Below are 18,322 nucleotides of genomic sequence, written 5' to 3'. Positions count from 1 at the left end.
CCCTATCGCCGGACCGTCGGCACCGGCGCGCGAGTGATCGCGCGCCGGCGGGAATCGTTCAGAGCGAGCAGCCGGCGGGGACGGGGGCGAGGCGGCCGAGGTCGAGGGTGCCGGTGAGTCCGGCGTGGGGTCCGGCGGTGAAGGCGTAGGTCATCGTCAGCGAGGTGCAGCTGTTGAAGGTGAGGGTGGCGGTGCCGACGCGGGTGGTGGTGGTGGTGGCGTGCTGGTCGAAGACGCCGCCGGTGGACTCGTAGATGCCGACGTCGTTGACGGTGGTGAAGCCGGGGCTGACGGCGACCTGGAGGGTGTACCAGTGCTGGGCGGGTGCGCCGGCATCGGCGGCGGCGTTGGGCAGGTAGGTGTACCAGGCGGCGAACAGCACGCCCTGGGCGGAATTGGCGTCGAAGACGAGGCCCTGGCCGCTGTTGGCCGGATCGGACCAGGTGCCGCCGAGGAGGTAGTTGCCGGGGTTGCCGGGGGTGGTGCCGGTCGGGGTGCAGGCGAGGTTGTCGAGCAGGCGGGTGAGCGGGATGGTGCCGTGGCGACCGGAGCCGTCGGAGAAGGTGTAGTCGAGGCTGGCGTGGGTGCAGTCGTCGAAGTGGAAGGTGACCTGGCCGACGGCGTTGGTGGTGGTGGCCTGGGTCGAATCGAAGCTGCCGCCGAGGGTCTGGAAGACGGCCATGGTGGCGGTGTCGTCGTTGGTGACCTGGCCCTGGACGGTGTACCAGCGCACGCCGCCGGCGGCGGTGGTGTCGAAGGTGAACCAGCCGCCGAAGAGGAGGCCGGTGCCGGCGGAGAAGAAGTCGGGGAACACGTCCATGACGATGCCCTGCGACTCGGTGGCGGTGTTGGCCCAGGAGCCGGCGATGCCGTGCTGGTTCATGTTGAAGCCGGCCGGCGCGGTGCCTTCGACGGTGATCGTGCCGGTCATGCCCATGCTCTGGTGCACTTCGCAGTGGTAGCCGAAGGTGCCGGGTGCGTCGAACGTGACCGAGGCGTGCCACGCGGTGTTGCTCGGATTGCCGTTGCCGCCGTTGCCGTCGCAGCCTTGGGCGCAGCGGAACGAGCCGTCGTCGGCGGCGACGTTGTGCGAGCCGCCCTGGTTGTCGAAGATGACCGTGTCGCCCACCTGGATCGTGAGCTGGCGCGGACTGAAGCTGAGGTCGGCGTAGTAGTAGCCGTCGCTGTAGGTTTGGCCGCCCACGCTCACGTGGTACTCGGTCGCCGACACGGGCGCGGCGAGCAGCAGGAGCAGCAGGGCGAGGCCGAGGCCGGGAAGGTTGCGCATGGGTGTCTCCACGAAGATGGAACCGTCGTGGAGTGGGTACCGCGCGCGCGTGGCGCGGTTGCGCCGGCATCGCGCATGTACAACCGCGATCTACAGCAGCAACTGCCAGTAGCCGACGTCGATCCAGCGGTCGAACTTGCGCCCGACCTCGACGAGGCGGCCGATCGGGCGGAAGCCGACCTTCTCGTGCAGCGCGATGCTCGCCGCGTTCGGCAGAGAGATGCCGCCGATGACCGCGTGCGTGCCGCACGCGCGCAGCGCGTCGAGGAGCGCGCGGTAGAGCGGCAGGCCGAGGCCGCGGCCGGTGTGCCCGGGCGCGAGGTAGATCGTGCTCTCGACCGTGTGGCGATACGCGCTGCGCGCCTTCCACGGCCCCGCGTAGGCATAGCCGGCGAGGTGGCCGTCGCACTCGACGACGAGCCAGGGCAGGCCGCGCGACTGCACGTCGGCGACGCGCGTGGCCATCGCGTTCGCGCCGACTTCGGTTTCCTCGAACGTGACGACGGTTTCGCGCACGTAGTGGTCGTAGATCGCGCCGACCGCGGCCGCGTCGGCGTGCGTCGCGGCGCGGATCAGCGCCGCGACCGGATCACTTCGGCCGCCGCTTCGCATCGGGCCGCTTGTGCGCGTCGTGGCGCTTCGGCGGCGCGAAGCCGCCGCGATCGAACGACGGTGGCTTGCGCGGCTTCGGCTTTTGCGTGCGATCGCCGTCCTCGTCGCCGCCGCGCGTGATGCGCAGCTGCTGGCCGGACACCCAGACCTTCTTGAGGTGCTTGAAGATCTCCGCGGGCATGCCCGCGGGCAAGTCGACCAGGCTGTGGTCGTCGCGGATGTCGACGCGACCGATGTGCTTGCTGTCGAGGCCGGCCTCGTTGGCGATCGCGCCGACGATGTTGCCGGGCTTCACGCCGTGGTCGTGGCCGACTTCGATGCGGAACGTTTCGAAGCCGGCGTCGGGTTCGTGCGAAGCGCGTTCGCGCGGCGCATGCTCGCGTGGCGCATGGCGCGGCGTCGACTCGCGTTCGGCGGGCTGCGCCGGCCGTTCGTCGCGCGGCGCGCGCGGCGGCCGTGCGGCCTGCGCATCGCCACGTTCGCGCGGCGGTGCGGCGTCGTGCGCGCGATGCTCGCGTGCTTCGCGCGGCGGTGCGCGCCCCTCGTCGTGGCGGAACGCGCCGTCGCGTGGCTTGGCGAACTCGCCGTCGCGGCGCGGCTCGTGGCGCTGCGGGCGGGCGTCGCGCGGCGCGCGTTCGCGGGCGCCGCGTTCGAACGTGCGCTCCATGCGCGGCGGCGGCGCCAGCAGCAGGGGCTGGTCGCCCTGCACGAGGCGCGCGAGCGCGGCGGCGACTTCCACCGCAGGCACGTTGTGTTCCTGCTCGAACGCCTCGACCAGCTGGCGGAACACGCCGAGGTCGTCGCTGCCGAGCGCGTCGGCGATGCGCTGCTTGAACTTGGTGATGCGCTGGTCGTTGACCGCCTCGACGCTCGGCAGCTGCATCTCGGCGATCGGCTGGCGTGTCGCGCGCTCGATCGCCATGAGCATGCGCTTCTCGCGCGGCGCGACGAACAGGATCGCCTCGCCGCTGCGGCCGGCGCGACCGGTGCGGCCGATGCGGTGGACGTACGCTTCGGTGTCGGTCGGGATGTCGTAGTTGAGCACGTGGCTGATGCGCTCGACGTCGAGGCCGCGCGCGGCGACGTCGGTCGCGACGAGGATGTCGAGCTTGCCGTCCTTGAGCTGCTGGATCAGTCGCTCGCGCTGCGCCTGCACGATGTCGCCGTTGATCGCGGCGGCGTCGAAGCCGCGCGCCTTCAGCTTGCCGGCGAGTTCCTCGGTCGCCGACTTGGTGCGCGCGAAGATGATCATCGCCTCGAACGGCTCGGCTTCGAGGATGCGCGTGAGCGCGTCGAGCTTCTGCAGGCCGCTGACGTACCAGTAGCGCTGGCGGATGTTCGCCGCGGTGGTGGTCTTCGCGGCGATGCGCACTTCGACCGGATCGCGCAGGTAGGTCTGCGCGATGCGCCGGATCGGCGCCGGCATCGTCGCCGAGAACAGCGCGACCTGGCGCGTCTCGGGCGTCTTCTGCAGCACCTTCTCGACGTCGTCGATGAAGCCCATGCGCAGCATCTCGTCGGCTTCGTCGAGCACGAGCGTGGTCAGCTGCGACAGGTCGAGCGAACCGCGCTCGAGATGGTCGATCACGCGTCCGGGCGTGCCGACGACGACGTGCACGCCGCGCTTGAGCCCGCCGAGCTGCGGGCCGTAGCTCTGCCCGCCGTAGATCGGCAGCACGTGGAAGCCCGGCAGGTGCGCCGCGTAGCGCTGGAACGCTTCGGCGACCTGGATCGCCAGTTCGCGCGTCGGCGCGAGCACGAGCGCCTGCGGCTTCGTCTTCGCGGGATCGATGCGCGACAGCACCGGCAGTGCGAACGCGGCGGTCTTGCCGGTGCCCGTCTGCGCCTGGCCGAGCACGTCGCGGCCTTGGAGCATCGGCGGGATCGTCGCGGCCTGGATCGGCGACGGCGTCTCGTAACCGACCTCGTCGAGCGCGGTCAGCAGCGGCGCGGCCAGGCCGAGGTCGCGGAACGGGGGAAGCGTATCGGGGGTGTCGCGGTCGGCGTTCGACATGCGCTTGAAGCGGCCGCGCCGCGAGGAGGGGGCGGCCTAGTGTACCGCACCCGTGTTCGGCGCCCGCATTTGCCGGTGTTGGGTCCCGCATGTCCGGCTTCTGGAGCAAGGCGATGGCGCGTATCCGTTGCATGAACGGCCCGGCGGCACGGGCAGGGGCCTGGGGTCTCGCCGCGATGCTCGCGGCCGGCCTCGCGCCGGCGGCGACGATCACCGTCGGTACCTCGAACGACGGCTTCTCGAGCAGCCGCTGCAGCCTGCGCAGCGCGATCCAGGCCGCCAACACCAATACCGCGCAGCAGGCTTGCCCGTCGGGATCCCGAGCGCGATCGACACGATCGTCGTCCCGCCCGGTGTGTACACCATGAGCTCGCAGGGCACCTACGGGGACGAGGCGGCCAACCAGACCGGCGACTTCGACATCGCCGGCAGCGTGGTCGTGCACGGCATCGACGCGCGCTCGACGGTCATCGTCGCGCCGCCGCGCGACCGCGTGTTCGACGTGCACAATGCCGCGACGCCGTACGACGTCACGATCTAGAACCTCACGCTGCTCGGCGGCGACGTGACCGCGAACGGCTGCAACAACGGCGGCACGCTGCTGTCGACCAACGCGATCCTCAAGCTCAGGAACCTCGTCGTGCGCGACGGCCGCGCGCTGTAAGGCGGCAACATGACGATCATCGCCGAGCCGGGCATGCAGGGACATCGCCTGCTCGTCGACAGCCCCGCGCTCGACCTCGTTCCGCCGGACGCATGCATCGACACGCGCGGCAATCCGACACTGGTCGACGCATGCGGCGTCGTGCGCCCCGGCGACGACGCAGCGCCCGGATCGGCGTATTGCACGCCGGGCGCGATCGAAGGCGATGCGCTCGACGCGATCTTCGCCGACGGCTTCGAGTGATCGTCGCAGCCGCTCCACGCTTCGTGGGAGCGCTGGAAGGCGCGACGCTCTTCCTGGTCGCCGAAGGTGGAGCATCGCGGCTTCGGCCGCTCCCACAGGGGCGGCCCGGACGCGCACGGCGCGGGCGGCACGCGTGCGGTGTGAGCATGCCAGCCGACCTGCGGTCGTCCGGCCTACGGTGGGCGTGACGGATCCGAATGCAGGCGCATCGACTTTCGCCGCTCCACGCGGGTGGCGGTCAAGGCATCTTCGCGCGCACGTCGAGGTCGAGCGCGACCGCATCCTCGGCCGGCGCGTTCGATGTGCCCGAGACGAGGCGCGCATGGAACTGGCCGTCCTTGACCTCGGCGCCGGTGAGCCCGCAGGTCTCGATGCTGCTCCAGCCGTGGCCCTTCTTCTTAGCCGCCGGATGCGAATAGCTGCAACCGGACCGGTTGGACCAGGTCGTGCCGTCGAACTTCAGCAGGATCATGTCGAGCGCCGCGCCGAGCGAACCATCGATCGTCGCATTGCTCGGATCCGTTCCCGCCGCGGGCGCCTTCTCGCTGAGCACGAGCATCATGCGCGGCGTCTCGCCGCTCGGCGGCATCGCCACCAGCGTGGCGTAGTGCAGCGTGGCCTCCTGGCCGTTGACCTTGAAGCTCCCCAGCGACGGTCCGCCCGCGGCGCAGGCGCCGACGAGCAGTGCGGAACACGCCGACACGGCGATGAGCAGCGGGTGGGTGACTCGACATGACATGCGGTACTCCTCGTGGGATGCTGGCCTCCGATGAACACCGTTCCGTCCGGCCACCGAACAGGTTCCGCATGCCGATGCATGCCTGGATGCCTGCTCCGCCATCGACTCGGAACGTGCCGATCCACAATGCACGGGAACCCTCGGTCGACGCGCCGTCAGGGATCGAAGCCGTTGGCGAAGATCACGTCCGACAGCACGTACATGCGCCCCTCGCCGAATTCCGATGTGCTGCTGTTGTCATCGCGCGCAATCGCGCTGACGTACTTGCCGACGAGGGCGTCGCCGCTGATCGGCAAGGCGAAGGCGATGGTGCCGTTCGCGCCCGCGGGCGCGTTCACGATGTCGACTTCGCCGAAGCCGAGCCAGATTTGCCCTTCGCCGTGCAGGCTGGGATCGGGCGGCGCATCGGCGTAGAACTCGATCGTGTAGTGGCCATTCGTGCTCTGCAAGACACCGTGCACGACGCCGCCCGCATCGCTGCCGCCCACCGAATCGATGACCGGGTAGTTGAGGAGGCGGTTCGGCGCGCCCGGCGGTGCCGCTGCATCGTTGTCGTTGGCGTCGACGCCGTCGGCGCCGAGGTCGATGCCGAGGCCGACGTTGTCGTGCATCGCGTTCGCGCTGATCGCGTTTTGCGGGCCCGCGTTCGGCAACGCGATGCCGTCGCCATCGTTCCATGCAATCGCATTGCCGGAGATGTTGTTGCCGGCGGCGCCGTTGGCGATCCGCACGCCGTCGCCGCCGTTGGCGAGCGCGTCGTCCGGCATGCACGGTTGCGGCACGCAGAACGCCAGCGCCTTGATGCCGATGCGGTTGCCGCCGACCGAATTGGCGGCGCCGTTGGCGCCTTCCAGCCGGATCGCCGTGCTGCCGTTGCCGGAGACGACGTTGTCGCGGATGTCATTGGCGAGGCTGCTCGCGTAGATGCCGTTGATGTTGCCCAGCGCCGTGTTGCCGCTGCGCGTGGTGCCGATGAAATTGTTACGCACCACGTTGCCGCCGCCGCTGACGAGCATGACGCCGGTGCCGTTGCCGGAAATCAGGTTGCGGTCGGCCGCCGTGCTCCCACCGACGACGCGCGTCGTCGCGAAATAGGCGTTGCTCGCCACGACGTCGATGCCGTTGTATCCGTTCGCGTGTACGGTGGCCCCATCGGCGTCGACGCCTAGGAAATTGCCAGTGACGACGTAGTTGCCGCCCTCGATGCGGACGGCGTCGTCGAAACCACCGATCGACAACCCCGACACGGAGAAAGTATCCGCGACGTCGCCGGGTGCGAAGCGCAGGCCGCTGTTGATATTGGAACCGCTCGACGCAGGCTGGAGCTGGATGCACAGGGTCGCGTCGTCGCCTGCCTCGAGCGTGTTCGGCGCTGCGCCGGGCTGGGTGTAGCCACGGATCGACAGCGAGTCTGCGATGGTCGGCAAGGCACTGAAGACCTTGATCGTCTGCGGGCAGGTCCCCGGGATGTTGAAGCCGATGATCTGGTCGAGGGCCGGGCTCGCATTGGCGTAGTTGATCGCCGCGCGCAGCGTGCAGCTCGCGCCCGGGCACGAGCCGCCGAGATCGCCCGTGCTGGTGACGATCACGATCGTGTCGGCGGCCCGTGCGGATTTCGCGGCGCCGGCGCCCAGCAGGATCGCGAGCAGGACGCGCGCGGCGCATCGCACCGGCGCGGCGAGGACCGCCGCGTCGCGGCCGTATGTGTCTGCGGACATGGCGCCTCCATCGGGCTGCAGGGAATTCGCGGAGCGGGGGGCGACGTGCTGCTTCATTCCGGCGTATCGAAGCCGTCTGCGAAGATCACGTCCTGCAACGTGTAAACCCCGACGCCACTGAACTCCGACGTGTTGCCCTCGTGATCGATCGCGACCGTCGTGATGTACTTGCCGACCAGGCTGCTGCTCCACGCGATCGGCAGGTCGAATTCCACTGCACCGTTGTTGCTCGCGGTGGCATTGGTGATCGTCACCTGGCCGCTGCCGAGGTAGTAGCGGCCCTCGCCATAGCCGGAATTGTCCGCCGTGTCGCTGGCGAACACCTGGATCTGGTACGTGTCGTTGGTGCTCTGCAGGTAGCCGTGGATCGAGCCGTTGCGGTCGCCGCCGCGTGCCCAGTTGAGCGTGGGGAAATTGAGGCCGCGGTTGGCCGTGCCGGCCGGCGTGGTGGCGTCGTTGTCGTTGGAGCTGACGCCCGCGCCGCCGACGTCGATGCCCAGGCCCGCGTTGTCGTAGATGCGGTTCGCGCCGACCCGCACGCGTGTCGTGCCGTTCCCGCTGATGCGCACCCCTGCGCCGTCGCCGGGACTGCCGTTGTAGGCGATCGTGTTGTCGTGGATGCCCGCGTCGTAGGCGCCGCCGGTGACGGAGATGCCGTACTGGCCGTTGCCGAGCGCATAGTCCGGCGTGCACGGCGGCACGCAGATCACGAATGCCTTGAGGCCTATGCGGTTGCCGGCGATCGTGTTGGCCGCGGCGTCGACGCCGTTGAGCGACACACCGCTCGCGGTATTGCCGGAGATCACGTTGTCGAGCACCTGGTTGAGGCCCGAAAGGAGGGCGACGCCGACCGCGTTCGGTCGCGCCGTGCCGCCGCCGGCCGTGGTGCCGATGAAGTTGTTGGTGACGTAGTTGGTCTGCTCGGCCGCGACGCGAACGCCGGCGAGGCCGCCCGCGATGACGTTGCGCTGCGCATCGTCGTTACCGCCGATGGTCCCGTAGACGCGGCCTCGCACGTCCACGCCGGCAAAGCCGTTCGCGCGCAGCGTGACGCCGTCCGCGGCGAGCCCGATGAAGTTGCCGTGGATCGCGTAGGCGACGCCGGTGCCGACGCTGCCGTGATCGACGTAGATGCCGGTGTTGAAGCCGCCGATGGCGAGGCCCGACACGTCGAACGCATCGTCGTCGGCCGCCGGAGTGAAGTGCAGGCCGTTGGCGACGGTATTGCCGTTCGCCTCGACCAGTTCGACGCAGATCGTCGCGTTGTCGATCAGGCTGCTGCTGTTCGCGGCCGAGCCGGGCTGGGTGTAGCCGCGGATCGACACGCCGTCGGTGATCGCCGGAAGGTCGGTATTCACCGCGATCGTGCGCGGGCACGATCCGGGAATGTTGAAACCGATGATGTTCGAGACGGGATTCGTATTGGCGTCGAGCAGTACCTGGCGCAGCGAACCGCTGCCGCTGTCGTTGGTGTTGGTCACCAGCAGGATTGTCGCGCCCGAGGAATCGTTCTCGTACGCTCCGCGATCGACGGTCGCGCCGACGACGCGCGCACCGCCCTCGATGTCGTAGGCCGCAAGGCCGCCAGGCACCGCCGACGTGCCGCTGTCGCGCGCGGGCGAGGCGAACTGCAGGTTGTAGTCGGTCGACGACACGAACAGCGGATTCGACGCGAGGTTTCCGGACGATCCGGCGAGGAACGCGCCGTCGTGCGAACCGATCGCGTTGTCGAAGGCCCAGACGCCTTCATTCTGCTTGAGGTCGACGAAGCCGCCGTTGTTGCCGTACAGGACGTCGTTGTAGAGCCAGGTCGTGCCGTGCGGGTTGTAGACGTCGACGCCGTTGCGCGCGCTCGCGGTCACCGTGGTGTTGACGAGGTCGATGCGCGTGCCGTCGTCACCGAGGCCGCCGATCGCCAGCGCCGCGTCGTAGATGTCGCCGTTCATTCGCGCGAATACGCTGTCGCGGACCATGATGGAAGAGCCGCTTCCGACCCCGGCTTCGAGCGAAACGGAGGCGCTGTCGACGACGCGCACCCGCTGCAGGAGCAGCCGCGCGCCGTCCCCGCCGATGACGATCTCCATCGGCTTGCCCAGATGCGTGATCGTGAGCGTGCTGAGCGTCATCTGGTCACCGCCGTCGACCGGCAGCCAGTTCAGGCCGTCACCTGCGCCGGTGCCGTCGAGCACGGTGGCGGCGGCGTCGCGCGTGACCTGCGCGCTGCAGGTGGCGTCGTAGCCGCCGGCGAGCGTGAGCCGGCGTGCGTTGTAGGGCGGGCTCTGGTCGTCGAACGCCGTATGGGCGAGATGGAACGTTTTTCCCGCACCCAACCGGATCGTGTTCGGCCCCGCGGCGAATTCCTGGAAAGTCAGCGCCGTCGCGAACTCGGCGTCGGTCTGCGCGCAGAAGTCGACGGCCCGCGCGCCAGGCGACAGGATCAGGATTGCGGCGGCGAACGGCCATCTGCGGAACATGGTGCTTCTCCTTCCGTGTTGCCGATGTGGAACACCGGGGAAGGAGGAAGCGAACATCGCCGGCGAGGTGCTGCCGCAGGGATGCCGGATGCGCGATCGCCGGCCGGCGCCTCGGCGCCAGCCGCCGCCAGCGACGCAGACAGCGTAGGGCAGGCCGCGCCGCGCAGCGGCGAGACCCGCCGGGTGCGTCAGCGCCAGTCGCCGGTAGCCGTGAAGGCGGCCCAGTAGTACGGGTGGGTCGAATCCCCGCGTGCGCGTCGCGCGGCGATCAGGCTCCGCTGCGCATCGGCGAGTGCGTCCGCGGTACCGAGGCCGCGCTCGATGCGGGCGAGGTAGAGCGTGCGCGACCATTCCGCCGTGGCGGCGTCGTCGACCGACCACAGGCTCGTGAGCACGGTGCGCGCGCCGGCGAGGCGGAAGGCGCGGGCGAGGCCGAACGGACCCTCGTAGCGTCGCGTCGCGCCGCTCGCGGTCGAGCAGGCGGCGAGCACGGCCCAGCGCATGTGCGAGAGGTCGAGCGCGGCGATCTCCTCGGCACTGAGCAAGCCGTCGTCGTCGCTGTCCGATGCGACACCTGGAGCCAGCAGGAGCGCGACCGGCGCGAGTGCGGGCGTGTCCGCTTTGAGGGGCGCGTCGAACGACAGCGACGCGCCGCGCAGTGCCAGCGCGTCGGTCGCAGCGGCGCAGTCGCCGGCGAGGCCCACGCCGTGCGTGCCGAAATGCGCGATGTCCGCGGTCGCGATCGCGCTGCGCATCCTCGCTTCGGTCGCATCGCCACCGACGAGGAGGGTCGAGCGTGCGGCGGAGCCGAAGTGCGCACGCCACATCGCGTCGAGCTCGACGCCTTCGCTGCGCGCCCCCGGCAGCGCGGAAAGGCCACTGGCACAACGTCGGGCCGCCTCCGGCAGCGCCGTCGAGGCGAGCATGGGGTCGACGATCGCGAGCAGGCGCGGCGGCGCCGTCGGCGCGGCTTCCGCGAGCAATTCGCGCTCGTGGTTGAGCACGTGTGCACGAAAGCCGCGCTCGGTGAGCCAGCGATCGTCGTCGGGAAGCGCTCCCCAAGGCGCGCGGTACAGTGCGGCGGTCGGCAATACGAGCCAGTGGTCGCCGGCGCCGGCATCGTGCAACGGCTGCCAGATCGCCTTGCGCACGGCGCGACCGCGTTCGATGACGGTCGCGAGCGCGACGTCGCGATCGGCCAAGGCGGCATCCCAGGCGTCGACGGCGGCGGCGATCCGCTCGAGGGTGCCGAGCTTGCGTGCACGCACGTCGCCGTCGCGCGTCGGCAGCAGGAAAGCGTAAAGATCCGGCGAGCGCTGTTCGACCGCGTCCTTCGCGAAATCCGATGCGCCGCGCAGGCGCGTCTGGGTGAACAGCACCAGTGATTCGCCGCCGGGCAGCGCATGGCGCACGTCCGCGAACGTCGGCGCGCGCGCACCGAGCGATGCAGCCAGCGGCGTGGCCATCGCGAGCGCGCGTTCGGCGCGTTCGAGTTCGGCGCGCGCCTCGGCGGCGTCGCCGTGGCCGAGTTCGGCGCGTGCGGCCGCGGCGCTCGCCTCGCGCCAGTCGTGCCACAACGTCGTCGTACGCGCGTCGCCGGCTTTGCGCGCAGCGGCGAGCCGCTGCACCTGGATGGACGTCACCGCGTCGCGCGCGCTCATGCTCGACTGCCACGCGCGTTCGAGGTGCGCGGGACTCCCGCTTGCCGCGGCGATCGCGACGACGAGATCGAGGCTCGGTCGCAGGTATTCCTGCAGGTCGACCGACTGCTTCTCGCCGAGGTGGCTCGCGGCGAGGCGCAGCGCGGCCTCGCGCACCTGCTCGGCCGCGACCGCGGCTTCCATCGCGTCGTCGAAACGGCGCTGGCCCCACAGGCTGGCGGCGAGCCCCATGTAGGCGAACAACGTGCTCGTTTCGCTACCGACGCTGGAGGTCTTCTGGTGCGCGAGCGCTTCGCGAAAACCTTTCTCGGCTTCGGCGTAGCGGCCCTGCCAGGTCTGCACCATCGCGAGGTTCGCGAGCGGCAGGTAGTCGCCCGGATCGACGCTGCCGCGCTTGCGCGCGATGTCGACCGCCCGCTGGTAGAGCGCATTGGCGGCGTCGTAGCGGCCGAGGTTCGCCTCGGCGTTGCCGTGGTTGTTGTACACCTGCGCGAGCAGCACCGAATCCGCGCCGAACTTCCGTTCGAAGGCCGGCTCCGCCTGTGCGTACAGTTCCACCGCGCGTTGCGGATGGCCCCGATCGCGTTCGAGGTTGGCCAGCGCATGCAACGTGGCGGCGCGCGTGGGCCGCTGCAGGTCCGGGTCTTTCGCTTCGGCGGCGAGTGCGGCTTCGTAGGCCGCGGCCGCGCCGTTGCCGTCGCCGGACAGCTTGCGCGCCTGGCCGAGGTTCAGCAGCGTGTTGGCGATCGCGCGTCGGTCCGGTTCGGGCTGTGCGCGCAGGATCGCCAGCGATTGCTCGAAGCGCTCGATCGCGGTGCCGAAATCGCCGATCATGCGCGCACCCTGGCCGTGCAGGCGCAGCGCTTCGGCGTATTCCCGACTGTTCGCGCCGAAGTGCTTCGCGGCCAGCGGCACCGCTTCGGCGAGCGTGCTCGCGGCGTCGCCGCGACGCATGCGCGCGAGTGCGAAGCCGCGATCCTCGAGTGCCGCCACCCGCGTCGCCTCGTCACCGGCCTCCGCCGCGAGACGGCCGGCACGATCGGCCGCTTCCAGTGCCGTCGTCGGATCGGCGCGCTGGTTCGAGATCGAAGCGATGCGCACGGCGATGCGTGCTCGCAATGCCGGAGGCCATCCCGACGTCGCCGCGCGCCGGTCGAGGGCGTTCGCGCTGGCGAACGCGTCGTCGAGGTGGTCGAGTTGCTGCTCGCGGCGCAGGCGCTGCAGTTCGACCTCGGCCACGGCCGGCGAGTCGGCTCCGTCGGCACGTGTGCGCAGCTCGCGTTCGCGCGCGAGCCAGTCGTCGAGGCCGGGCGCCTGCGGTCGCAGGCAGTCGAGTGCCACGCGCGTGCGCAATGCAAGCACGGCGGCGAGCGCAGCATCATCGTGCGCCGATGCCTGCGCGCGCTCCGCCTCCGTCGCCGCCTGCGTGCAGGCGCCGCGCGAGAGCGCCGCGGCGACGCGATCGATTGCGGTCGCCGCGGCGGCCGTGGACCACATCGCGGCCAGTGCCGCGAACACCATGGTTGCCGGCATCCCTCGCACCTTCATAGGCCCCTCTTGGGCCCGATTCTAGTGCCTGCCGCGTGGATCGGGTGTTTGCGTGCTTCGTCCGGAGTCGGCGCCTCATTCCGCCGGGCAGGTGTCGGCGGTCGCCCCGTCCAGGCCGTAGCCGAAGATCTGGTCGCACAGGTAGGGCGCGCAGTGGGAGAACTCGGAGGTGTTGCCCTGCGCATCGCGCGCGACGAGGGTGAATTCGTGGCCGACGAGGTTGCCCGCGAGCGGGATGTCGACGATGACGCTGCCGTTGCCGCCGCTGTTCGCGTTGTCGATCGTCGCGAGCGCGGACGCGACGTAGCTCGTGCCCTCGCCGTAGCCCGACGCGTCGCAGGCGGCGCTCGAGAACGCCTGCAGGATGTAGGTGCCGTTGGTCGACGCGAACAGCGTGCGCAGGTTGCCGCGGTGCGCGCCGCCCTGTGCGAGCGACAGTGCAGGGTAGTTGAGCCCGCGGTTCGCGCGCGTGCCGGCGCCGGCCGCCGCATCGTTGTCGACCGCATCGACGCCGGCCGCGTCGAGGTCGATGCCGAGGCCTTCGTTGTCGTGGATCGCGTTGGACAGCATCGAGTTGCGCAGGCCGTCGACGAGGCGCACGCCGGTGCCACCGTTCCAGGCGATCTTGTTCGCGTTGATCGTGTTGTCGCCGGCACCGCCGTGGGCGTAGATGCCGTGCGAGATGTTCGGCAGGTCGGCGCCGGTGCAGATCGGCAGGCAGAGGTAGAAGGACGTGAGGCCGATGCGGTTCGCGGCGATGAAGTTGTCGAGCGCGGAGGTGCCGGCGAGTTCGATGCCGAAGGTCTGGTTGCCCGAGACGAGGTTGTCGCGGATCGTGTGGTGGCTGCCGGTGACCTGGATGCCGACCTGGTTCGGCGCGGCGGCGAGTCCGTTCGCATTCGTGCCGATGTAGTTGTTCTGCACGGTGCTGCCGTTCGGATGCGTCGCCAGCAGCAGCACGCCGGCGACCCAGGCGTACGGGATGATGTTGCGATCGCCGTCCTCCTCGCCACCGATCACGTTGTAGTAGGTCGTGTTGCCGGCGAGGCGCACGTTGACCGCGCTGTTGCCGAGCGCGGTGTTGCCGAGGCTGCCGCCGAACTGCACGCCGTGGATCCACGAGCCGGCGCCGCCCTGGAGGTCGACCGCGGCGATGTCGAAACCGCCGATGCCGACGCCGCTCAACTGCAGGTAGTGCGATATGCCGACGCTCGACGGGATGCGGAACGCGTAGTCGTCGGAGAGATCGCCGCGGATGCCGACGCAGATCGTCGCGTTGAAGCCGATCGCATTCGTGTTCGGCGCGCTGCCGGGCTGGGTGTAGCCCTCGATGATGACGCGGTCGGTGATCGTCGGCAGCGGCGCGACCAGGTTGATGATGCGCGGGCAGGCGCCCGGGATGTCGAAGTGGATGTAGTTGAGCCCGGAATCCGCGTTCGCCTGCGTGATCGCCCAGCGCAGCGAGCCGGTGATCAGCGGCACGAGCTGGTCCGCCGTGGTGGTCACGGTGAGCGTGTTGGTGTCGTCGACATTGGTCTCGTAGGCGCCACGGTCCGGCGCCGAGCCGACCACGCGCGGGCCGCCGTCGAGATCCTGCGAGAGCGGGTTCGACACGAGCAGGGTGCCGCTGTTGATGGCGGGAGAGGACACCTGCAGGTGGTAGTCGGAGCTCGCCGGTGCAGTGAAGTCCGGGTCCTGGTCGAGCGTGCCGCTCGGCGCGGTGTTCGGCGCGGGCGACGCGTCGAGCACGTGGTAGATGTTGTTGCGCAGGGCGATGTACGGCGATGCGCGCGTGCGGATGTCCTGGCCGCCGGCGTTGTCGCGGAAGATGTTGTTCTCGGCGTGCAGGCGGTAGTCGTCGTCGGCGAACTGGACGTCCGTGATGCACAGGCCGTCGCCGGCATTGTCGGCGACGATCGAGTACGACAGGTAGACGTCGTTGAGATCGTGGTTGTCCACGTACAGCGCGCAGTTGGAATGCGCGTTGTGCACGGCGAGCACGTGCGACATCGAGACGTCGTCGCTGTTGATTCCGACGGCGGAGCCGCCGTTGTTCACCCCGTTGCAGCTTCCGCTCGTGCACAGGTCGTCGAAGATCACGCGCCGCAGCGTGACCTGTTCGTCCGGTCCGCTGCCGCCGTACGACACGGCTTCGAGCCAGAGCCCGCCGGCGATGTGCGCGAAGCGGATCGAATCGATGTTGAGCGAATCGTAGGTCTGCAGCTGGATGATGTCCGCGTCGCCGGTGATCGTGGTGAGGTGCGGATCGAGGCTGCGCGAGGTGCACGCGCTGTTGTAGCCGCCGATGATCGTGATCGTGTAGCCGAACGACGGATCCTCGATCAGGTCGAGCGGATTGACGTCGAGGTGATAGGTCCCCTGCACGACGCGGATCACGACGTCGTCGTCGACCGCGAGCAGGATTGCGCCGAGCAGCTCGCCGCTCGTGTTGACGCAGCGCTCCTCGGTGGCGAAGGCCGGTCGGTGCACGCAGGCGACGAGCAGCAGGACCGACCAGAGGAGCTTGCGCAGGCGGATGGACATCGTCGCGGCCTCGGCATTGCGTTTCCTTCAAGAACACCTCGCCGCATCGTTCCGAACAAGGTCGCGCCGCTCAGTCCTCGCAGCCGGCCTCGCCGCGCACGACCACCAGCGACATCCATGCCGGGACGAACGGCGGCATGTCGCGCACCTCGGGCCAGAAGCGCAGCTCGCCTTCGCAATCGACCTCCGGCAGCGGCTCGCGCTTCGCGACGATCGGCAGCAGCGTCGGTGGCGGATCGAAGCCGTCGCTGAAGATCACGTCGTCGTGCAGTTCGTCGTAGACGGCGAGGCCGGCGACGCCGCCTTGCCCGCTGTTGAAGCTGGCGATCACCGCGCCGCTGCTGATGTCGACGTGATAGACGTTGCCGCTGCTCGCGCCGGCGGTCCAGAACGAGGTGCCGTCCGGGTCGAGGTTCATCGCGAACAGGCCGGTGGGATCGGTCTCGCCGATGCTCGTGCGCGTGTAGGTCTGCAGGTTCACGCCCTGCGCGCTCAGGCGATGCACGGCTTCCTGGCAGGCGACCATCACCTCGCGGTTCGGCCGGATGCGCAACGCATAGCAGTACGGCGGCGTGAGGCCGCTCGCGAACGGCGGCAGGACGCTGTGCGTGCAGGTGTTGTAGCGGCGCACGTCGGTGTCTTCCGAGGTGTAGTAGAGCGTGCACTGGTCGCCGGCGAGGTCGACCCAGTCGGTGCCGCGCGGGCCGGTGGGCAGCACGAAGGTATCGAGCCGCGTGCCATAGCGATCGAACTTCAGCACCGGTACCTGGTCGTCCGGCGAACTCGATGCGCCGGCCTGGCCGATGTAGACGTTGCCGAGCCGGTCGAACACGCACGATTCGTGGTTGGCGTACGTCGCGTTGCCGAGCGGATGGCGCGTGAAGTCTTCGTCGAGCACGGCGCCGAAGCGGCTGTACAGCACCGGCCCGGGCCAGGCGAAGCGCGTCGCGAGCACGTCGCCGTTCGGTGCGAAGCACATGCCGGTGACGATGTGGCCGAACGCGTTCGTCATGCGGTCGTCCCAGTCGTCGATGTAGGTGCCGCTCGTCGTGTAGCGGCGGATCTTCCGGCCGCTGGTTCCGTTGTCCTTGCCGACGAGCACGAAGCGCGTGCCCGGCGCGAGTTCGTCGCTGAGGATGGTGCCGGTCGCGGTCGGGCTGCCGGGAATGCCGTTGCCGATCGCCGCGTTGGCCACCTTGTTGCGGTACACGTCCACCGCGAACGATTCGTCGCCTTCGACCACGCCGTCGCCGTTGACCGGATAGACCTGGGTCTTGAGCACTTCGCCCGGCGCGAACGTGAACACGTAGTCGGCGGGGAACAGGTAGTCGCCCGACGGCGACACGCCGGTCACCGCCGTACCGTCGCGGTTGCGCACCTCGACCGTGACGGCCTGCGTGGTCGCCTGCGACAGGCGGATGGCGAACCCCATCGGCGTCGTGCCCGTCGCGCCTTCGACGACGCTTGCGTCGCCGATCGTGATGCGCGGCGCCGGAAACACCTCCAGCGCGGTCGGCGCGAAGCGCGCGGCGTAATCGAGCACGTAGTTCGCATCGACGCGATAGAAGCTCGCGCCTGCGGCCACGCTGGCGTACGTCATCACCGGCACGACCGCACCGAGCGCGGGTGCATAGCCCCCGGCGAGGCGAATCACGAGACGGCCCTGGCCGTCGTAAAGGGTCGGGAAGCCCGCGCTCACCGCACCGCCGGCCTGGATGCGATCGTAGCTGCCGCTCGCGCTGCCGCCGAGATCGAAGTCGAGGATGCCCGTTTCCTGCACGGTCACGCCACCGCTCACGACCAGCGTGCCGTACGGCGCGCCGGCGAGCGCGCCCGGCGCGATCCTTCCACGCGCGATGATCGACCCCTGCACGGTGCCCGTGCCGGCCAATGTGGAGACGTCGCCGAGCGAATACGTGACCGCGGCGCCACCGAGATCGAGCACTGCGTTGTCGAGCCGCGTGATCGCCGGCGCAGGCTGGCCGTTCGCGTCGCGGAACGAGCATTTGTCGGTCGCCGTCTGGCTGCAGACGATCGTCGCGTTGTGCACGGCCAGGTCGCCGTACTGCTGCAGCGCCGAGAAGTTGCCGCCGAGCGGCATGTCCAGCGTGCCCGGACCGTTGACGACCATCGTGCCGAGGTTCTGCACGATCGCGCCGTTGAACGCCGGCGTCGCGCGGCCGAGCGTCGTGTTGCCGCCGATCGTGAGCGTGGCGCCCGCGTTGTTCACGAGCTGGCTGCTGCCATCGAGGTACAGGCGTGAATTGCCGCCCGCGATCGTGATCGTCGCGCCCGGCATGTTGCGCACTTCGCTCGCGACCAGCAGCGTCAGCGCGACGCCGCTCGTCGAGCCCAAGGTCAGCGTGCCGGAATTCTCGAAGAACACCGCGTTCTCGAGCGTGGTCGGCGCGAGCAGCGAACCGCTCGCATCCGCGTGCAGGTGGAGCAGCAACTGGTTGGTGCCGAGGACCGTCGTCGCATGGCCACCGGCGAAGCGCAGCTTGGAGGTGACGTCGAACGTCTTGGTACCGCCGACCACCGACAACAGCCCGTTGTTGCCGAGTTCGAACTCGGCGACGGTCGGCGAGACGTCGAGGTCGGCCGTGCCGTTGGCGAGCACCGCGATGTCGCCGCTGCCCGGCGCGCGCGTCGACGGGCCCGCGCTGTCGGCGCAGCCGCTCCAGTTGGACGCGACGCTCCAGTTGCCCGACGGCGTGTTCCACGTGCAGGTCGCGGCCGTTGCCGAGAGCGGCAGCAGCAGGAGCAGGAGGGTTGCGAGCGTGCGTGCCATGACCGGTGCTCCCGCGAAGTTCCTCC

At 69.8% G+C, this 18,322-nt stretch carries 11 protein-coding genes; 2 read left to right on the top strand and 9 right to left on the bottom strand.

Going from position 1 to position 18,322, the window contains the following annotated elements; genetic code table 11:
• Positions 1 to 58: 58 nt before the first annotated feature.
• The 3 genes from FHW12_RS05820 to FHW12_RS05810 all read right to left on the bottom strand — a co-directional run bounded on the left by FHW12_RS05820 (position 59) and on the right by FHW12_RS05810 (position 3,914).
• Complete coding sequence (locus FHW12_RS05820; RefSeq protein WP_182530001.1) at positions 59 to 1,288, bottom strand: cupredoxin domain-containing protein; 1,230 nt, start codon at positions 1,286 to 1,288, stop codon at positions 59 to 61.
• Positions 1,289 to 1,378: 90 nt separating this feature from the next.
• Positions 1,379 to 1,900 (bottom strand): GNAT family N-acetyltransferase, encoded by a 522-nt coding sequence (locus tag FHW12_RS05815; RefSeq protein WP_182530000.1) that lies wholly within the window; start codon positions 1,898 to 1,900, stop codon positions 1,379 to 1,381.
• Positions 1,878 to 3,914: a DEAD/DEAH box helicase gene (locus tag FHW12_RS05810; RefSeq protein WP_182529999.1), complete on the bottom strand. Its 2,037-nt coding sequence runs from the start codon at positions 3,912 to 3,914 to the stop codon at positions 1,878 to 1,880. Before FHW12_RS05810 ends, FHW12_RS05815 begins: the two co-directional genes overlap by 23 nt.
• Positions 3,915 to 4,218: 304 nt before the next feature.
• Here FHW12_RS05810 and FHW12_RS05805 point away from each other — a divergent pair, with 304 nt between their 5' ends.
• Both FHW12_RS05805 and FHW12_RS05800 read left to right on the top strand, forming a co-directional pair.
• Complete coding sequence (locus FHW12_RS05805; RefSeq protein WP_182529998.1) at positions 4,219 to 4,455, top strand: hypothetical protein; 237 nt, start codon at positions 4,219 to 4,221, stop codon at positions 4,453 to 4,455.
• 132 nt (positions 4,456 to 4,587) lie between these two features.
• Complete coding sequence (locus FHW12_RS05800; protein ID WP_182529997.1) at positions 4,588 to 4,821, top strand: hypothetical protein; 234 nt, start codon at positions 4,588 to 4,590, stop codon at positions 4,819 to 4,821.
• A gap of 238 nt (positions 4,822 to 5,059) precedes the next feature.
• On the opposite strand, the gene FHW12_RS05795 is transcribed toward FHW12_RS05800, so the two are convergent.
• The 6 genes from FHW12_RS05795 to FHW12_RS05770 all read right to left on the bottom strand — a co-directional run bounded on the left by FHW12_RS05795 (position 5,060) and on the right by FHW12_RS05770 (position 18,296).
• The gene (locus FHW12_RS05795; protein ID WP_182529996.1) at positions 5,060 to 5,560 is read right to left on the bottom strand and encodes a hypothetical protein; all 501 of its coding nucleotides are present in this window, start codon (positions 5,558 to 5,560) and stop codon (positions 5,060 to 5,062) included.
• 155 nt (positions 5,561 to 5,715) lie between these two features.
• Positions 5,716 to 7,278 carry a NosD domain-containing protein gene (locus tag FHW12_RS05790; RefSeq protein WP_182529995.1) on the bottom strand — a complete coding sequence of 521 codons (1,563 nt, stop codon included), beginning with the start codon at positions 7,276 to 7,278 and terminating at the stop codon, positions 5,716 to 5,718.
• 53 nt (positions 7,279 to 7,331) lie between these two features.
• Positions 7,332 to 9,752 carry a choice-of-anchor Q domain-containing protein gene (locus tag FHW12_RS05785; protein ID WP_182529994.1) on the bottom strand — a complete coding sequence of 807 codons (2,421 nt, stop codon included), beginning with the start codon at positions 9,750 to 9,752 and terminating at the stop codon, positions 7,332 to 7,334.
• A gap of 188 nt (positions 9,753 to 9,940) precedes the next feature.
• A complete protein-coding gene (locus FHW12_RS05780; RefSeq protein WP_182529993.1) occupies positions 9,941 to 12,946 on the bottom strand; it encodes a CHAT domain-containing tetratricopeptide repeat protein in 3,006 nt (1,001 codons plus the stop codon).
• Positions 12,947 to 13,036: 90 nt separating this feature from the next.
• Positions 13,037 to 15,505: a right-handed parallel beta-helix repeat-containing protein gene (locus FHW12_RS05775; protein ID WP_182529992.1), complete on the bottom strand. Its 2,469-nt coding sequence runs from the start codon at positions 15,503 to 15,505 to the stop codon at positions 13,037 to 13,039.
• Positions 15,506 to 15,575: 70 nt separating this feature from the next.
• Positions 15,576 to 18,296, bottom strand: coding sequence for a hypothetical protein (locus tag FHW12_RS05770; protein ID WP_182529991.1), 2,721 nt, complete (start codon positions 18,294 to 18,296; stop codon positions 15,576 to 15,578).
• Between the last annotated feature and the right edge of the window lie 26 nt (positions 18,297 to 18,322).

It is taken from the genome of Dokdonella fugitiva (assembly GCF_014138265.1).
GTDB classification, from domain to species: Bacteria; Pseudomonadota; Gammaproteobacteria; order Xanthomonadales; family Rhodanobacteraceae; genus Dokdonella_A; species Dokdonella_A fugitiva_A.
Note: the sequence above shows the minus strand (reverse complement) of the source record. Positions and strands in the feature narration are given on the sequence as shown.

Coding starts and splice junctions, on each gene's coding strand:
- FHW12_RS05775 (WP_182529992.1), bottom strand. CDS start 15,505: ATGTCCATCCGCCTGCGCAAGCTCCTCTGGTCGGTCCTGCTGCTCGTC.
- FHW12_RS05780 (WP_182529993.1), bottom strand. CDS start 12,946: ATGCCGGCAACCATGGTGTTCGCGGCACTGGCCGCGATGTGGTCCACG.
- FHW12_RS05800 (WP_182529997.1), top strand. CDS start 4,588: ATGACGATCATCGCCGAGCCGGGCATGCAGGGACATCGCCTGCTCGTC.
- FHW12_RS05785 (WP_182529994.1), bottom strand. CDS start 9,752: ATGTTCCGCAGATGGCCGTTCGCCGCCGCAATCCTGATCCTGTCGCCT.
- FHW12_RS05815 (WP_182530000.1), bottom strand. CDS start 1,900: ATGCGAAGCGGCGGCCGAAGTGATCCGGTCGCGGCGCTGATCCGCGCC.
- FHW12_RS05795 (WP_182529996.1), bottom strand. CDS start 5,560: ATGTCATGTCGAGTCACCCACCCGCTGCTCATCGCCGTGTCGGCGTGT.
- FHW12_RS05820 (WP_182530001.1), bottom strand. CDS start 1,288: ATGCGCAACCTTCCCGGCCTCGGCCTCGCCCTGCTGCTCCTGCTGCTC.
- FHW12_RS05790 (WP_182529995.1), bottom strand. CDS start 7,278: ATGTCCGCAGACACATACGGCCGCGACGCGGCGGTCCTCGCCGCGCCG.
- FHW12_RS05770 (WP_182529991.1), bottom strand. CDS start 18,296: ATGGCACGCACGCTCGCAACCCTCCTGCTCCTGCTGCTGCCGCTCTCG.
- FHW12_RS05810 (WP_182529999.1), bottom strand. CDS start 3,914: ATGTCGAACGCCGACCGCGACACCCCCGATACGCTTCCCCCGTTCCGC.